The sequence below is a fragment of the Pantoea sp. SM3640 genome, assembly GCF_015654165.1.
Classification (GTDB): domain Bacteria; phylum Pseudomonadota; class Gammaproteobacteria; order Enterobacterales; family Enterobacteriaceae; genus Pantoea; species Pantoea vagans.
In genome coordinates this window covers 414,082-430,312 of sequence record NZ_CP064872.1, presented here as the reverse complement: position 1 = coordinate 430,312, position 16,231 = coordinate 414,082, and the positions used below count along the sequence as shown (strand labels likewise).

Genomic DNA, 16,231 nt, shown 5'->3' with positions numbered 1-16,231 from the left:
GGCTGTTTTAAGGCCGGGAGCGTTAAGCCAGTCTGGTTACCGCCAGCGCACAGCTCCCGGAGCGTACTGAAGTACGTGAGGAGAGCGAGCACTGCCGGGAAGCAGAATGGCGAGTAAGCCAGGCCGTCAGCACAGGAATTAAGGGCCGTCGGCGGCGAAGCCAGTCTGGTTACCGCCAGCGCACAGCTCCCGGAGCGTACTGAAGTACGTGAGGAGAGCGAGCACTGCCGGGAAGCAGAATGGCGAGTAAGCCAGGCCTGTACCACCAAAAATTTATACAAGCGGCTTAAGTGCCGATTACTGTTGGGCAAAGCCCACGCCGCGACGAAGGCAGCGGCAAGAATTAAACGCCTTCACTGCTATTGTTGGCGCGCTGCCGACCGACACCAATCTAATTTAACAGAAGTGTGGATACCGTCTTATGGAGCAAAACCCGCAGTCACAGCTCAAGCTTCTTGTCACCCGTGGTAAGGAGCAAGGCTATCTGACCTATGCTGAGGTCAATGACCATCTGCCGGAAGATATCGTCGACTCAGATCAGATCGAAGACATCATCCAGATGATTAACGACATGGGTATTCAGGTGGTTGAAGAAGCCCCGGATGCCGACGATCTGATGCTGAATGAAAACAGCTCCGATACTGACGAAGATGCCGCGGAAGCTGCCGCTCAGGTGTTATCCAGCGTTGAATCTGAAATCGGGCGCACCACTGACCCGGTTCGCATGTATATGCGTGAAATGGGTACCGTGGAACTGCTGACGCGCGAAGGCGAAATCGACATCGCCAAGCGTATTGAAGACGGTATCAACCAGGTTCAGTGTTCTGTAGCCGAATACCCTGAAGCGATTACTTATCTTCTGGATCAATACGACAAAGTTGAAGCAGGTGAATCACGCCTCTCCGATCTGATCACGGGTTTCGTCGATCCTAACGCAGAAGAAGATCTGGCCCCGACGGCAACGCACGTGGGTTCTGAACTTTCTGAAGCCGATCGTAACGACGACGATGAAGAAGATGAAGAGGATGATGACAGCTCCGACGACGATAACTCTATCGACCCGGAACTGGCGCGCGAGAAGTTTTCTGACCTGCGTAAGCAGTATGAAACCACCCGCGACGTGATTAAAAGCAAAGGTCGCAGTCATGCTGCCGCCGTTGCCGAAATCCAGAACCTCTCCGACGTCTTCAAGCAGTTCCGCCTGGTACCGAAGCAGTTCGATTACCTGGTAGGCAGCATGCGCACCATGATGGAACGTGTCCGTACCCAGGAACGTCTGATCATGAAGCTCTGTATTGAGCTGTGCAAAATGCCAAAGAAAAATTTCATCACGCTGTTTACCGGTAATGAAACTAATGAAAGCTGGTTCAAAGCCGCACTGGCAATGAACAAGCCGTGGTCTGAGAAGCTGCTGGAAGTGCAGGATGACGTGATGCGTTCCCTGCAGAAACTGGCACAGGTTGAAGAAGAGACCGGCCTGACCATTGAGCAGGTTAAAGACATTAACCGTCGCATGTCGATCGGTGAAGCCAAAGCGCGTCGCGCGAAGAAAGAGATGGTGGAAGCGAACCTGCGTCTGGTTATTTCGATTGCCAAAAAATATACCAACCGCGGTCTGCAGTTCCTCGACCTGATTCAGGAAGGTAATATCGGCCTGATGAAAGCGGTAGATAAGTTTGAATATCGCCGTGGTTACAAGTTCTCGACCTATGCGACCTGGTGGATCCGTCAGGCTATCACCCGCTCTATCGCTGACCAGGCGCGTACCATCCGTATTCCGGTGCATATGATTGAGACCATCAACAAGCTCAACCGTATTTCGCGCCAGATGCTGCAGGAGATGGGCCGCGAACCGACGCCGGAAGAGCTGGCTGAGCGTATGCTGATGCCGGAAGATAAAATCCGCAAAGTGCTGAAAATCGCTAAAGAGCCGATCTCGATGGAGACGCCGATTGGTGATGATGAAGATTCACATCTGGGCGATTTTATTGAAGACACCACGCTGGAGCTGCCGCTGGATTCTGCTACCTCAGAGAGCCTGCGTTCTGCTACTCACGACGTGCTGGCTGGCCTGACCGCGCGTGAAGCGAAAGTACTGCGCATGCGTTTCGGTATCGATATGAACACGGACCATACGCTGGAAGAAGTGGGCAAACAGTTTGATGTTACGCGTGAGCGTATTCGTCAGATTGAAGCGAAAGCCCTGCGTAAACTGCGCCATCCGAGCCGTTCGGAAGTGCTGCGTAGCTTCCTCGACGATTAAGTCCGACAAAAACCCCGGTTCGCCGGGGTTTTTTATGCCTGCCTTTTACCATTTCCTCCCCTGCCCTGCCCCACTTCAATGACTCTCCGGATGCAGCTCCAGCCAGAGCTGACGATACGCTTCTACCATCTCATCCAGCGATGCGCGATTTAGTCCACTCGGATTCGGCAATACCCACACCTGCGTTTTTCCCATACAGATTGGCTGCTTGCCCCATTCAACCTTGCTCTGCTTAAAGGCGCGACGAAAAGCATCTTTACCCAGAATCGCGAGCGCAGCGGGCTGATAATCCAGCACCTTTTGCATCAGACGCTTACCGCCATCGCGCAACTCATCAGGCGCTAACTCATTCGCCTGGACTGTAGGTCGTTCAACCAGCATGGTGATGCCGCAGCCGGTTTCTGTCAGACGCTGCTCCTCTTCCGGTTTCAGCTGCTGTTGGGTGAATCCTGCCAGATGAATCACCTTCCAGAACCGGTTACCGGGATGCGCGAAATGGAACCCCTGATGGGCAGTTGACTGACCTGGATTGATGCCGCAGAACAGCACATCAAGACCGGAGCTGATGATGTCGCGGATAGCGTGTTCACTCATGCCGCCACCTTCAGCGTGCGCTGCTTCAGCGCATCGCGGCTGCGTTGCAGCATCTGGCTGGCCTGCTCTGCATCCGGACAGGCGCGCGCCAGCGCCAGCGCGCCAACCATCTCTGTCAGCATGCTGGAGGCCAGCGCTTCCGCATCCGGCAATCTCAGCTCACCCAGCATCCGCGTCAGACCGGCATGCATCGCATTAAAGCCCTGGGCGAAGATCTGCCGTGTCGGCTGTGGAAGATGGGCCACTTCGCTCACCAGCGCCGCCATCGGACAGCCCTGAGCCGGCGCATTGCGATGCGCCTCGGAAAGATAGTTATCAATAAAATCCGCCAGCTGCTGCGCAGGCTTTGTCACCGACTCAGCGGGCTTGAAGGTATCGGCTTCAGCAAACATATGCTTCAGCACCTCCTCGACCAACTCCTCACGTGACGCAAAATGTGCATAAAAACCGCCGTGTGTCAGACCGACCCGCTTCATCAACGCCGCCACACCAATTCCTTCAGTGCCGGTTTCACGCATCACACGCGCCGCCTCATCAAGTATACGCCGCCGCGTTTGTGCTTTGCTGCCCTGCTTTTCCATCTCATCTCCTGCGGTGTCTGCTACGTAGCATCTGGCTATTATAGTAATTATTACGCTCATCATATTCCAGCTTGACGAATCATATGATGATCGTCATATTAACGATCATTATGACGACCATCATACGAGGAAGCAAACATGTCACAATCAGGCACAGCTTTAATCACCGGCGCATCCAGCGGTATCGGTGCAACTTACGCAAAACGACTGGCAGCACGCGGTTATGATCTGATCCTGGTCGCACGGGATCAGGCACGACTCACCACACTGGCTGAGGCGCTGACGCAGCAGCACGACATTCGCGTAACCGTAATGAAGGCTGACTTAACGCATGAGCAGGACCTGCAGCGCGTGGAGTCGGAGCTGTCAAACAACGCTCAGATTACACTGCTGCTAAACAACGCAGGCATGGGTGTCGAAGGCGAGTTTCTGGAGGCGGATATCACACGCATCAACAGCATGCTGGCGTTAAATATTCTGGCACCGACACGTCTGGCACAGGCGGCTGGCCGGGCATTTAAAGCACGCGGTCACGGCACCATTATCAATATCGCCTCGGTACTGTCGCTGGTGCATGAGATGTTCAATGGTGCCTATAACGCCACTAAGTCTTATGTGCTGACCCTGACGCGTGCCATGCAGCGTGAACTCGCGGAGAGCGGTGTGCAGGTACAGGCGGTGTTACCCGGCGCAACCCGTACAGAGATTTTTGATCGCGCAGGCCAGTCTATTAATGAAATCCCGGCTGAAATGCTGATGGACGTCGATGAGATGGTGGACGCCGCGCTGGCCGGACTCGACAGCAAGGAGACGGTCACCATTCCTGCGCTGGAAGATCTGCAGATGTGGCACGACTACGATCAGGCACGTGGCGCGATGGTCCCTCACCTTTCTCGTGATAAATCGGCATCCCGCTATCGTCAGAGCTGAGTCAGCCATTAGCCATAATGACTGAAGTCCGGTTTCGCTAAAGGCACGGAGAAGCATTTTCCGTGCCTGTTTGCGACTTCGGGATCGCTGTTCTCCAGATTTGCTATAGAAATCAGCAGGTAAATCGCTGCTGCTTATTTCAGCAACCAGTGGCTGAGTGCTGGATCGCCCTGAAGAGATACTTTATAATCCCCGCTCCGCTGGCCCCTTAGCTCAGTGGTTAGAGCAGGCGACTCATAATCGCTTGGTCGCTGGTTCAAACCCAGCAGGGGCCACCAAATTTATTATATGAAGACATATGCTTAAGCCGCTCATTGAAGCGGTTTTTTTGTGTCTGGCTTTTCGAGTGGCGGTAAAGTGGCGGCACATTTTCACCGCTACCGCCTCCCCCCGACTGATTATCCTGAGCAGCCCGAATGAAGGCCGTGAATAGCAGAGCCTTCTGCAAGCCTTTATCCTCAATGACAGGGCTGGCGCCACACCGCAGAATCGGCAGACGGTTTCAAAATCCACGACGCATCAATAATGGCTGAGGCCAGGAACAGGGGACCTGGTTTCTCCCCTGTAACTAACCCTAAACGCCTCTCATAAATCCGGCCCATTAAATATTAGCTTCATGTTAAAGTCATTGGCATTGCCTGACCTGAAGACGAGAGCAACATAACCATGCATCCGATTTTCGAAATACTCTCAGAGTTATTTAGCGCGTGGCCTGCCACGTCAGGGAAGCAAAAAGAGAGAAAGCCAGTCAGGGATAGAAGAAAGGTCTCACGTCTTGACTACAAACCTTTATGCAAGATAACGACCGACCCAAAAAGAAATGAGGTACCGCATAAAGATGAAAGCAACTGAGAAAACGTACTCTTCTTCCTATCTGCTGGTGTGAACACAAGCGAGGCAGGCAGAAGTCATCTTCCACACTGACGTTGCACCTTAGCTCACAGTTTCATCCTCTCAAGCGGCATCGCGAATCGTCAGTCATTGTCCTGAATGTGGCGTCATCGCCACATTCAGGACACTATCCCGAAAGCGCCCACGACATCGTACTGAGCGAGGTGCAACAACGGGCTGCACTATCCTCCAGCCCTACCCGGCGATATCCCACATTGCCCTCTGCCCAATCGTCAGATTTAGTCATCTCTCATCCTTTCTGATCTGCAACCGCTCTTCCTCCAAAGTAATCCCTGCGACCTGTCTACACCGTGTGGAAGAAAGGATGGCTGCGATTAAAACAGTCTGAGGACGCAATTCCTGTCGCCAGCATTTAGATTTCAGGTAATTTAACCCGCGCAACCCCCATGCTATCTTGTGGTTTTGATTTTTTCAGTGGGCAAAACAGATGACAAAGTTGCGGGTAGGGATCGTGTTTGGCGGGAAATCGGCTGAGCATGAGGTGTCGTTGCAGTCGGCCAAAAATATCCTTGAGGCGATCGACAAGACGAGGTTTGACGTGGTGTTGCTGGGCATCGACAAACAGGGACACTGGCGTCTTAATGATGCGTCGAACTTCTTACTTAACGCTGAAAATCCGGCGCTGATCGCGCTGAATCACGCCGCTGAAGATGTGGCGCTGGTACCAGGTACGACGCAGCAGCAAATCATCACCCGCCACAACGCCCATCCGCTGTCGCAGATCGACGTCATCTTCCCTATCGTGCACGGTACGCTGGGTGAAGATGGCTCACTTCAGGGCCTGCTGCGTATGGCCTCGCTACCCTTCGTTGGTTCCGACGTGCTGGGTTCGGCGGTCAGCATGGATAAAGATTTCACCAAGCGCCTGTTACGCGATGCCGGTCTCAACGTCGCGCCATGGCTGAGCGTCACTCAGGCACAACGCGCCCATCTGGATCCAGAGGCCGTGATTGCCCGCTTTGGACTGCCGCTATTTATCAAACCCGCCAACCAGGGTTCTTCAGTGGGCGTCAGTAAAGTGGATAGCATTGAAGAATTTGATGCTGCGCTGGCGCTGGCCTTCTCCTTTGACCGTAAGGTGCTGATTGAACAGGGCATCAAAGGTCGGGAAATTGAGTGTGCCGTGCTGGGCAACGATGCGCCGGAAGCCAGTCCCTGCGGAGAAGTGGTGGTGCATGACGCCTTCTACTCTTATGACACCAAATATATCTCTGAGAGCGGTGCGCAGACGGTGGTCCCGGCGGCTATTGCAGCGGAAACCAGCGAGGCCATTCGTGAGGTTGCCATTAAAGCTTTCTCCGCGCTGGAGTGCTTTGGCATGGCGCGCGTGGATGTATTCCTGACCGACGATGGTGAGATTATCGTTAATGAAGTCAATACCCTGCCGGGCTTCACCAATATCAGCATGTACCCGAAACTCTGGCAGGCGGCCGGACTGAGCTATCAGGATCTGATCAGCCGTCTGATCGACCTGGCGATTGAACGCCACCAGCAGGGCAGCACCCTGAAAAGTAGCGTCAGCTGACCGAACCGAATCCGGTGACGTGGCGTTATGCCACGTCGCTGGTAATGGCGCGATAGTTAACCGGCGAAGTCTGATTACGGCCATTGCGCTTTGACAGATAGAGATTCTTATCCGCCGCGGAGATGAGCCAGTTGATCACGCGGTGCCATTCCGTCGCCTCATCGGCACTGCCATGGGCCAGCCCCAGGCTGACGGTGACCGTGGCGGTACTGCCCTGCAGCCAGAACTTCTCTTTCGCCATCTTCTGTCGGATGCTTTCGGCAAGGAAATAAAGCTTTTCAGGGTTCTGATCGAACAGCACCACCACAAATTCCTCTCCGCCAAAGCGACAGATACGCCCCGCTTTACCCACTACCCGCTGCATCCGGCGGGCGATCTCTTCCAGCACGCTGTCACCTGCATCGTGACCAAAATTGTCATTGATAGCTTTGAAGTAATCGACATCCAGCAGGATCACGCCCACTCTCCGATCCGGGAAAATCGGCTCCGCACGCAGGCTTTCATATAAACCGGAACGTGACAGCAGGCGGGTCAGGAAATCGTAATTCGCGCGCAGCGCCAGACGCTGATTAAGCTGGCGGATTGCATCCATGCTTGCGGCCACGATCAGCGGACTGATCGCGATGGTTGCCACGCCCAGCCGCGCAGAGGTCAGATGGCTAATCGGCAACAGATTATCGTCGCCCTGAATGTTCATCACACCATGAGAGACCAGAATGATTTCGGTAATGCCGGTCAGCAGGATCACCAGGCTGGTCAGCGGCATCGGCAACACAATGGCGCACCAGACCAGCGCCGGAACCGGCAGCGTCAAACTGCCCGCGCCGCCCATCATCGCGCCGATCATCAGCGAAACCATCACAGCGATGACCGGTGCCAGCTTGCGGATTTGCAGAAACTGGCGGGGCGACAGCGACGACCAGTCGCGCGTCAGCAAAAAGGGCAGCAGCATCAGCCCGGTTGAGAACTGCTCGCTGAACCAGTCACCCCATGCCACCGCCAGTCCGGCATTAAAATCAGCCTGCTGTGCCAGTGCTCCCCAGCTGGCACAGGCCAGCGCGGCCAGCAGACAGGCCGGAAAAATACGCAGCACACTGGTAATACGCTCGCTGCCGGAGTCGTGCTGAAGATGCTTTACCAGCAGCGTGGCAGCCACCAGCACAAACAGAAGATTCGCCAGGTTGAGGGTAAATGCAGAGAGCGCCCAGCCAGAAAATACGGTGTCGTTAAACACCATCGCGGCAAAAATGGCCAAATAAGAGCGGGTCTGATGCAGAAAAGGATTACGGACGATAACGCCAGTGACGATCGCGTTGACCGGCCAGAACAGAGACAGCTCCTGGGGGAAACGCAGGTGTCCGCCGATAAAGCAAAACAGCAGCGTGATCAAAAACAGCAAAAATGCGTTCTTCTTAGCGTTGTGCTCTTCAAACAGCTGTATGCGCATACATCCGGACCTTGTCGCAGAGAGGCTGGCTGTCCACGCCAGCCTGAACAGGCGCGTGGTGTCAGAATGATTAAATCCTGAATACCCTCAATGTCATCCGGCGATAAAGCCTCATTTCACGGGCTGATTCAGGAAAGTTATCCTGCAGAGGTTAAACCCATCAGATGACAGCAGAAATTAGGAACTTATTATGCCTCGCAAATAAAAAAATCGGATATCCGAGATATCCGATTTTTGCCTTTTAAACGACTTTACCGTTGCGCTAAGCGCTATTTTACCGCGACCGGCCACTGACTCAGGCGGATGCCACGTTTGTCGGCGTTATCACCAAAATCTTTCAGCACCGCTTTAACGTCCGGATCGATATACTCCGCATTGTCGTTATCAACAATGACGACGCTGTTCTCCGGGATCTCATCCAGCAATCCCTGCAGCTTTGGATTGTGCATAAAGGTCAGGTTCTGTTGGAAACGCAGCACGTAGTGGTCGTCATAGCGGGTAAGCTGCAGCGCGTTACGATGGCTCTTATAGATGCTGTAGAGGATTTGCGTGGCGATGCCGATGCCGATACCGACCAGCATACCCAGCGTGATAATGCCGACGATGGTGGCCAGAAACGGCACGTACTGCTGTGCCCCCATCCGGAACTGCTCAACAAACAGTTTGGGTGTCGCCAGTTTATAACCGGTATAGAGCAGCACGGCAGCCAGGCTGGCCAGCGGAATGGCATTCAGCATCTCACTGAACCACATGCCGCAAATCAGCAGCAGCACGCCGTGAATGAAGATCGAGAGCTTCGTCTGCGCGCCCGCACTGACGTTGACTGAGCTGCGCACAATCACTGCCGTTATCGGCATCGCCCCAAGAAAACCGGCCGCCAGATTACCGATACCCTGCGCGAACATCTCTTTGTTGGGCGATGGCGCGGGTGTCTGAGGACGCAATTTTTTCAGCGCCTCCTGACTCAGCAGGGTCTCCAGACTGGCGACCAGTGCCAGCGTCACCGCAACCACCCAGACCTGCGGATTCTGCCAGGCCATCCAGTCGGGCGTTTCCAGTTCAGCCACCAGCGCAGAGACGCTGTCAAAAGCGGGTAAAGAGATGCGCGCCAGCCCCTGGGTCATCTCAGGAAAAAGTCGTCCTCCCACCACGGTAGCCAGGCAACCGATCAGCACCGCAATCAGCGGGCCGGGGATCCAGGCGAGCGCTTTGATCCGTTTCACCGGCGCGGTCGTCCAGAGACACAAAATGGCCAGACCGACACCCGCTACCATGATTGCGGGCAGCGAGAAAGTCATCTGGCCGGTCACCAGTGACACAAGTTCTGCATCACCAGCGGCACCCAGCGCTACCGGGATCTGCTGCATAATCAGCAGCAGGCCAATCGCCGCCAGCATCCCTTTGATGACGCTACCTGGCACCAGCGAAATAAACCGCCCGGCGCGCAGCAGACCAAACACGCATTGCAGTGCCCCGGCAATAATCAGCGCAGTGAGAAAGGCGGAGAAACTGCCCAGTGAGGCCATTGAGGCGACGACGATGGTGACCAGGCCCGCCGCCGGGCCACTCACGGCAAACCGGGATGGGCTCAGCGACGTCACCACCAGACCGCCAATCACACCGGTAAGGAGACCGGCAAACGGGGGTAATCCGCTGGCCTGAGCGATGCCAAGGCAGAGCGGTAAGGCGACCAGGAAAACCACCAGACCCGCAGGAATATCGCGACGCAGGGTATCGAGGTTCATAATGAAGGCTCCTCTGCAGATTGATGAATCAGCTCTTTGAGATGACCGGAGCGCAGGTCGTAAACACAACCAAACACCTCCAGTTCCTGGCCCGATTGCCAGATTTGCCTGACCGGTTCAGATTTCACCAGTCTGGCGAATTGCGCCTTAACATTGGCCTCAACCAGCCGATCGAGCTGTTCGCCCGGCGGTGCGTCTGAGGAAGGCATTTCTGCCAGGCCATGCTGAATATCATCACGCAGGGTCTGAATGCGTCTCGCCAGTGCGCTCTCCTGCCCGTCCAGTACGCTGCCCGGCAGATTTTGTGCGGCTTCTACACCGCCGCAGCCATAGTGACCGCTTAATACAATGCGTTTAACGCCGAGAAAGAAGAGTGCGTATTGCAGCACGCTCAGTAAATTGTCATCGTCCTCGATCACCATGTTGGCGATATTGCGATGCACAAAGAGTTCGCCAGGATGGGAGCCGGTTAAGACTTCTGCCGGAACGCGACTGTCAGAACAGCCAATCCAGAGTGAGTGCGGCTTTTGCTGATGAAGGAATTTATTAAAATAATCCGGATTACGCTGGCGGCGCTGTAATGCCCAACTGCGATTTTTCGCTAATAAGGGTTTAAGTGTCGTCACAATCATCTTCTCTCTACTACCGGGATGTCGCATCCTGGCTAACCACAAAGTGTATCGGCTCACAAATAAAGCGTGAGCCGCCAGGTTAATAAGAACTGAGTCACAGAAAAAGGTTATAGACGCTAACCAATTTCAATGCACGCGCAATATTTCACAGCGATTTAACAACGCGGTTTTTGTCAGTCAACGGTCAGTAAAGGTCAGGCTTAAGTAAATTTAATTCAGCAGCAGAAATGAGGCCAGATAAACCAATCGCCTTATTAATCCATTAAAATCAATCAGCTAAAAAAGAAGTAAAAATAAACTAAGGTTGCCGCTGACAAATAAATACAAACATTAAATAAGGGGATATTCACTGCCATACCAACCGGCGTGCTTTTTACCAGGAATACTCTTAATTAAAAAATTAACCATTAGCACAATCCACCAGCTTAATTACTGACAGCCAGTTAAATATGCCTGTAATAAGAGAAGAATGAAGCAAGAGATGATTAATTTGATTTGCAGCAGAATAGTGACGGCAGTAAGTAAATCAGGGCCATTTCTGAACAGAGCCTGAACGGGCAGGCTCTTTTTCTTGACGAATTATTTACCGTTCCAGCTCTGCAGCCGTGATTCCCGCACCGACAGTTGCTGTTCGGGTGTCAGTTTATTGTAGTTTTCCGCCATTCCACTCTCCCAGTCGCCGTAGAGCGGATTCGGCAGCACGATGAACTGCGTACCAAACTGCTGGTGGTTAAGATTCACAAAATCGCGACGCGTCTGATTACCCTTATGCCAGGTCGAGCCACCGAAATCGTTGAGGTTGTCGCCGACATAGAGCACCACGTTGTAGCCCGCGTTTTTGATAGCATCGAAACGCGCCTGCTTGTTGGAGCTGTCGGTATTCAGACGTACCGTTTTATCGCTGACGTTCGGGAAGCCGAGCTGCTGCATATTGGCGACCGTGGCGGCGTAATCTTTCTGATCGCGGTTCGACACATAGAACAGCGTACCGCCATTCTCTGTCACATGACGTGCGAACTCTACCGCACCCGGCACCGCTTTCGCCTGACGCGCCTGCGTCCAGGCTGACCAGGTTTTGCTGCTGAACGGCTGGCCGTTCTTCGCCTGCCATGCACTGTAGGCGCTGTTATCCAGCATGGTTTCATCCAGATCGACAATCACCGCTTTGGGTTTGCCGGTCAGCGACGGTGCCTGATCAAACGCCATGCGCGCGGTGTTAAACGCCTGCCAGGTCAGCGCCTGATATTCACCAGACTGCTGGAACCAGTTCAGCGCCAGCACCGATTGCTGGCCGAGCTGCTGTTGTGCGGTCTGATGTGACGACGAGGCGCAACCGGTCAGCAGCAATGCGACCAGTCCGGATGCAGCGAGTTTTGCGGAGGTTTTCATCATTTCATCCTTAAGGTGATAAAGGTCTGAGGAGAAGCTTCAAAAATGTAGCAGTTAACGTAAGCTGTGGGCAGCCCAACGCACGCTGTTATAACAGGAGATTCTTATGGCCGTGATCCCGCGCTCGCCATTGCTCGATTCGCTGGAGTGGCTCGATTATGCGTTTCAGCCCGCCGGTGAGCCGCCTCCCGCCGATGCCGCCTGGGGCCATCAGCGCCACAGCGCGACCGTGGTCACCGACATTGAGAACATCCCGCCGAAAAGCTGCGAGTCAGATGGTGTAATCGGCAGCGGGACGCGCCCGGTGGCGGTTTATACCGCTGACTGCCTGCCGGTGCTGTTCGCCGATCGCAATAAGCGAATCGTGGCGGCGGTGCATGCCGGACTTAAGGGCACGCTGGCGGGCGTGCTGACCCGCGCCGTGGAAAAACTGGGCGAGCTGGGCTGTGAGCCGCAGGATCTGGTGGTGGCCATCGGCCCGGCGATGGGCCCCTGCTGCTATGAACTGGCCGAACCGCAACTGGCGGAGATAGCGCAGAACCCGGCGTTTGCCCTCGGGCTGCGCTGGCACCAGAAGCAGCCGGTCAACCCGCTGGCGCAGCGTACTCAGGCCTCTGCTCACCAGCAGGGCGTCTGGTTCGATCTGCCTGCGCTGGCGACGCAGTTGCTGGTGAACGCGGGCGTCCCGGCCGTGCAGATTGATAACGTGAATGTCTGCACCTACTGCATGGCTGAGAGCGGATCAAGCTACCGCTTTAATACTCACCATGGCAGCGGCTATCGCTCACGCTATTCGTGGATCCGGCGGCGTTAGCGGTTTCAGAGCCGGTTAATCGGTCTGAACATCAAAAGCGATGCAGGAGATGGCGGTGCTGCGTAACGCACAACCTCCCTGCTCCCACTCATTCGCCTTTCCCCACCGATGTTTATGATTTCACTCACACCCTGACATTCTTTCACTTTTTTTTAACGCAGAAGTGGCTAGAGTAAACTCATCCGACCACTTAACTGTGAGTGACTATCATGTCCGTCAATCCTGATTATCCTGCGCTGTTTACGCCGCTGGATCTTGGCTTTACTCAACTGAAAAACCGCTTTCTGATGGGATCGATGCACACCGGTCTGGAAGAGCATCCGGATGGCGCAGCCCGGCTGGCGGCGTTCTATGGCGAGCGGGCGCGTGAAGGCGTCGCGCTGATCGTCACCGGCGGCATTGCGCCCAATGCGCAGGGTGTCACCACCGCGCATGGCGCGATGCTTACCGATGAGGCGCAGTGCAGCTGGCATCGTCAGATCACGGCGGCGGTGCATCAGCATCAGGGCAAAATCGCCCTGCAGATCCTGCATACCGGCCGTTACAGCTATCAGCCCGATCTGGTTGCGCCTTCGGCACGTCAGGCCCCGATTAACCCGTTCACGCCACAGGCGATGAGTGAGGCGGCGATTGAACAGACCATTGAGGACTTTGCCCGCTGTGCCCGTCTGGCGCAGCAGGCGGGCTACGATGGCGTGGAGATTATGGGTTCCGAAGGCTACCTGATTAATCAGTTTCTGGTGAAGCACACCAATCAGCGCACCGATCGCTGGGGCGGCGACTTCCGCCAGCGGATGCAGTTCGCGCTGGCAATTACCCGCGCGGTGCATGCCGCAACCGGCGACGCCTTTATCATCATCTTCCGGCTGTCGATGCTCGACCTGATCGAAGAGGGCAGCACGCTGGAGGAGACGCTGCTGCTGGCGGGCGAGCTGGAGCAGTGTGGCGTCACGCTGTTCAATACCGGCATTGGCTGGCACGAGGCGCGCATCCCGACCATCGCTACCTGCGTGCCGCGCGCGGCCTTTGCCTGGGTAACGCAGCGCCTGCGAGCCCACGTGTCTGTGCCGGTGATCGCCACCAACCGCATTAACCACCCCGCCGTTGCCGAAGAGCTGTTGCAGTCGGGCTGCACCGATATGGTCTCGATGGCGCGCCCTTTCCTTGCCGATCCTGCTTTTGTCAGCAAAGCACAGCGCGGCCAACCCGACAGCATCAACACCTGCATTGCCTGTAACCAGGCCTGCCTCGACCAGGTGTTTGCCGGGAAGATCACCTCCTGTCTGGTCAATCCGCGCGCCTGCCATGAGTCGCTGATGCCGGTCATTGCCACCATCGCACCGCGCAGGCTGGCGGTGGTAGGTGCCGGTCCCGCCGGAATGGCGTTTGCGTTGCAGGCAGCGCAGCGCGGTCATCAGGTGACGCTGTATGAAGCCGCGCCCGACATTGGCGGCCAGTTCAATATTGCCCGGCAGATTCCTGGCAAATCTGAGTTCAGCGAAACCCTGCGCTACTTCCGCAATCAGCTGGCGGCTGCGGGCGTGACGGTTAAAACCGGCTGTCGGGTCACGGCGGATCAGCTGTGTGACGCCGATGAAGTGGTGCTGGCAACCGGCATCCAGCCGCGCACGCCCGATATTCCGGGCATCGATCACCCCAGCGTGCTCAGCTATCTTGAGGTGCTGCGCGATAAGCGCCCGGTGGGTAAACGGGTGGCGATTATCGGCGCGGGCGGGATTGGCTTTGATGTGGCGGAGTATCTGTCACAGCCTTCCCATGACGAGGATCGGGCGGCGTTTTATGCCGAATGGGGCATTGACCACAGTCTGACGCAGCGCGGCGGCATCGTGAAACCTGAGCCGCCTGCCGCGTTACGGCAAATCTGGCTGCTGCAGCGCCGGACGGGGAAACCCGGTGCCGGCCTGGCAAAAACCACCGGCTGGATCCATCGCGCCAGTCTGCAGGCGCGCGGCGTGGAGATGTGGGGCGGCGTGGAGTACCTGGCGATTGATGACAGCGGTCTGCATCTGCGGCGCAACGGCGAAACGCTGCTGCTGGCGGTGGATAACGTGATTATCTGTGCCGGACAGGAGCCGCAGCGCGAACTGGAAGCCGCGCTGCGTGCACAGGGACAGGTGGTGACGGTGATAGGCGGTGCAGATGTGGCGCAGGAGCTGGATGCGCGCCGCGCGATTGCGCAGGCGACGCAGCTGGCGTTAACGGTCTGACTAGCGCATTTTCACCGCGCGCAGCACCACAAACTTCTGGTTAGAGGCGATCAGCGTGCAGTTGCCGAACAGCTTCTTCAGCTTGTGGTGATAATCGAGGTGGCGGTTGCCGACAATACGCAACTCGCCGCCATACTGAAGGCAGCGTTTCGCATCGCGGAACATCTGCCACGCAAGGTGATCGGTGACCGCGTGCTGCTGATGGAACGGCGGGTTGCACAGCACCGCATGCAGCCGATCCGACGGATAGCCGCTCAGCACGTTGTTCACCAGGAACTGACAGCGCGACAGATCGTCAGGACGGTTTACTTCCACGTTAAGCTTGCTGGAGGCGACCGCCATATAAGACTCATCAAGGAAATGCACTTCGGCCTGCGGATTCTGCTCCAGCGCCACCAGTCCTACCACGCCGTTGCCACAGCCCAGATCGACAATCTCACCCTCAATGTTTTCCGGCAGATGCTGCACAAACAGCCGTGCGCCGATATCCAGCGACGAACGTGAGAAGACGTTGGCGTAGTTGTGAATCTGGTAAGGGGTGCCATCCAGCGGCCAGACCAGCGTCGGCGTCGCCTCACGCAGTGCAGGCTTGCTGAACTGGCTGAAAATCAGACGCGCTTTTTTCCACGCCAGTGAGGTTTTAGTTTCACCGATGATCTGTTCGAACAGCTGCAGAGTCGAGTTATGGATCTCTTTGGCGCGCGCCGCCGCCAGAATCACCGTATCAGGTGTGACGACTTCGCGAATGGCACGCAGCTGATGCTCCAGCAGCGCCAGCGTTTTCGGCACCTTAATCAGCACTGCCGCCGGAGCCGCCGGCAGTTCAGCCAGGCTATCAACAAAGTGTACGTCGCTATCATCCAGCCCATTAAAGGAAAGGTTCTGACGTGCGGCCTGCTGGCTGAGCCAGGAGTCGCTGACGTGCCAGACGGTGCGTGGACTCAGGGCGCAGGTTAATGCCCCGAAACTGTCGTTGAAGACCAGCACGGGTCCTTCCGGCAGCGCCTGCTGTAACAGATATTCATCAGCCGCATCCCAGGCTTGTAATGGACTTTCGTCACGCATCTGCGGGAAGCGATGCAGGATCAGTGTGCGATCGTTCAGTTCAAGTTGGCTCATGAATTCTCCGGCGTGGTACACTTTGGTTGATTTTCGCCCCAAAAACGGGGGC

Annotated in this window: 12 protein-coding genes and 1 tRNA gene; 6 read left to right on the top strand and 7 right to left on the bottom strand. The window is 55.8% G+C overall.

Going from position 1 to position 16,231, the window contains the following annotated elements; all coding sequences use genetic code 11:
• Nucleotides 1-421 precede the first annotated feature (421 nt).
• Entirely contained in the window at nt 422-2,263 is a 1,842-nt protein-coding gene (gene rpoD, locus IV493_RS02120; protein WP_013359071.1) for an RNA polymerase sigma factor RpoD, read from the top strand.
• Nucleotides 2,264-2,338: 75 nt separating this feature from the next.
• On the opposite strand, the gene mug is transcribed toward rpoD, so the two are convergent.
• Both mug and IV493_RS02110 read right to left on the bottom strand, forming a co-directional pair.
• On the bottom strand, nt 2,339-2,857 hold the full coding sequence (mug, locus tag IV493_RS02115) for a G/U mismatch-specific DNA glycosylase (protein WP_013359072.1): 519 nt from the start codon (nt 2,855-2,857) through the stop codon (nt 2,339-2,341).
• Nucleotides 2,854-3,438, bottom strand: a complete 585-nt coding sequence (locus IV493_RS02110) for a TetR/AcrR family transcriptional regulator (RefSeq protein WP_195857666.1) — start codon at nt 3,436-3,438, stop codon at nt 2,854-2,856. Before IV493_RS02110 ends, mug begins: the two co-directional genes overlap by 4 nt.
• A 138-nt stretch (nt 3,439-3,576) precedes the next feature.
• Here IV493_RS02110 and IV493_RS02105 point away from each other — a divergent pair, with 138 nt between their 5' ends.
• From IV493_RS02105 to ddlA, 3 genes are all read left to right on the top strand, one after another.
• Complete coding sequence (locus tag IV493_RS02105) at nt 3,577-4,368, top strand: SDR family oxidoreductase (protein ID WP_195857665.1); 792 nt, start codon at nt 3,577-3,579, stop codon at nt 4,366-4,368.
• 202 nt (nt 4,369-4,570) lie between these two features.
• Nucleotides 4,571-4,646 (top strand) — tRNA-Ile (locus tag IV493_RS02100).
• Nucleotides 4,647-5,707: 1,061 nt separating this feature from the next.
• Complete coding sequence (ddlA, locus tag IV493_RS02095) at nt 5,708-6,805, top strand: D-alanine--D-alanine ligase (protein WP_195857664.1); 1,098 nt, start codon at nt 5,708-5,710, stop codon at nt 6,803-6,805.
• A 25-nt stretch (nt 6,806-6,830) separates the two neighbouring features.
• Here ddlA and IV493_RS02090 read toward each other — a convergent pair whose 3' ends face one another.
• The 4 genes from IV493_RS02090 to IV493_RS02075 all read right to left on the bottom strand — a co-directional run bounded on the left by IV493_RS02090 (nt 6,831) and on the right by IV493_RS02075 (nt 12,018).
• Nucleotides 6,831-8,252 (bottom strand): GGDEF domain-containing protein, encoded by a 1,422-nt coding sequence (locus tag IV493_RS02090; protein ID WP_195857663.1) that lies wholly within the window; start codon nt 8,250-8,252, stop codon nt 6,831-6,833.
• Between the two features lie 269 nt (nt 8,253-8,521).
• The gene (locus IV493_RS02085; RefSeq protein ID WP_033784076.1) at nt 8,522-9,997 is read right to left on the bottom strand and encodes a SulP family inorganic anion transporter; all 1,476 of its coding nucleotides are present in this window, start codon (nt 9,995-9,997) and stop codon (nt 8,522-8,524) included.
• Nucleotides 9,994-10,629 (bottom strand): carbonic anhydrase, encoded by a 636-nt coding sequence (locus tag IV493_RS02080; RefSeq protein ID WP_095706637.1) that lies wholly within the window; start codon nt 10,627-10,629, stop codon nt 9,994-9,996. The genes IV493_RS02085 and IV493_RS02080 overlap by 4 nt, the downstream gene beginning before the upstream one ends.
• 579 nt (nt 10,630-11,208) lie before the next feature.
• Nucleotides 11,209-12,018, bottom strand: a complete 810-nt coding sequence (locus IV493_RS02075) for a 5'-nucleotidase, lipoprotein e(P4) family (RefSeq protein WP_195858143.1) — start codon at nt 12,016-12,018, stop codon at nt 11,209-11,211.
• Nucleotides 12,019-12,124: 106 nt separating this feature from the next.
• Here IV493_RS02075 and IV493_RS02070 point away from each other — a divergent pair, with 106 nt between their 5' ends.
• Nucleotides 12,125-12,832 (top strand): polyphenol oxidase family protein, encoded by a 708-nt coding sequence (locus tag IV493_RS02070; protein WP_195857662.1) that lies wholly within the window; start codon nt 12,125-12,127, stop codon nt 12,830-12,832.
• 209 nt (nt 12,833-13,041) lie between these two features.
• Complete coding sequence (locus tag IV493_RS02065; protein ID WP_195857661.1) at nt 13,042-15,060, top strand: NADPH-dependent 2,4-dienoyl-CoA reductase; 2,019 nt, start codon at nt 13,042-13,044, stop codon at nt 15,058-15,060.
• On the opposite strand, the gene rlmG is transcribed toward IV493_RS02065, so the two are convergent.
• Nucleotides 15,061-16,179, bottom strand: a complete 1,119-nt coding sequence (gene rlmG / locus IV493_RS02060; RefSeq protein ID WP_195857660.1) for a 23S rRNA (guanine(1835)-N(2))-methyltransferase RlmG — start codon at nt 16,177-16,179, stop codon at nt 15,061-15,063.
• Between the last annotated feature and the right edge of the window lie 52 nt (nt 16,180-16,231).

Bases quoted from the DNA above. Each gene is read 5' to 3' on its own strand.
- IV493_RS02070 (WP_195857662.1), top strand. From the start codon at position 12,125: ATGGCCGTGATCCCGCGCTCGCCATTGCTCGATTCGCTGGAGTGGCTC.
- rlmG (WP_195857660.1), bottom strand. From the start codon at position 16,179: ATGAGCCAACTTGAACTGAACGATCGCACACTGATCCTGCATCGCTTC.
- rpoD (WP_013359071.1), top strand. From the start codon at position 422: ATGGAGCAAAACCCGCAGTCACAGCTCAAGCTTCTTGTCACCCGTGGT.
- IV493_RS02105 (WP_195857665.1), top strand. From the start codon at position 3,577: ATGTCACAATCAGGCACAGCTTTAATCACCGGCGCATCCAGCGGTATC.
- ddlA (WP_195857664.1), top strand. From the start codon at position 5,708: ATGACAAAGTTGCGGGTAGGGATCGTGTTTGGCGGGAAATCGGCTGAG.
- IV493_RS02090 (WP_195857663.1), bottom strand. From the start codon at position 8,252: ATGCGCATACAGCTGTTTGAAGAGCACAACGCTAAGAAGAACGCATTT.
- IV493_RS02110 (WP_195857666.1), bottom strand. From the start codon at position 3,438: ATGGAAAAGCAGGGCAGCAAAGCACAAACGCGGCGGCGTATACTTGAT.
- mug (WP_013359072.1), bottom strand. From the start codon at position 2,857: ATGAGTGAACACGCTATCCGCGACATCATCAGCTCCGGTCTTGATGTG.
- IV493_RS02065 (WP_195857661.1), top strand. From the start codon at position 13,042: ATGTCCGTCAATCCTGATTATCCTGCGCTGTTTACGCCGCTGGATCTT.
- IV493_RS02085 (WP_033784076.1), bottom strand. From the start codon at position 9,997: ATGAACCTCGATACCCTGCGTCGCGATATTCCTGCGGGTCTGGTGGTT.
- IV493_RS02080 (WP_095706637.1), bottom strand. From the start codon at position 10,629: ATGATTGTGACGACACTTAAACCCTTATTAGCGAAAAATCGCAGTTGG.
- IV493_RS02075 (WP_195858143.1), bottom strand. From the start codon at position 12,018: ATGAAAACCTCCGCAAAACTCGCTGCATCCGGACTGGTCGCATTGCTG.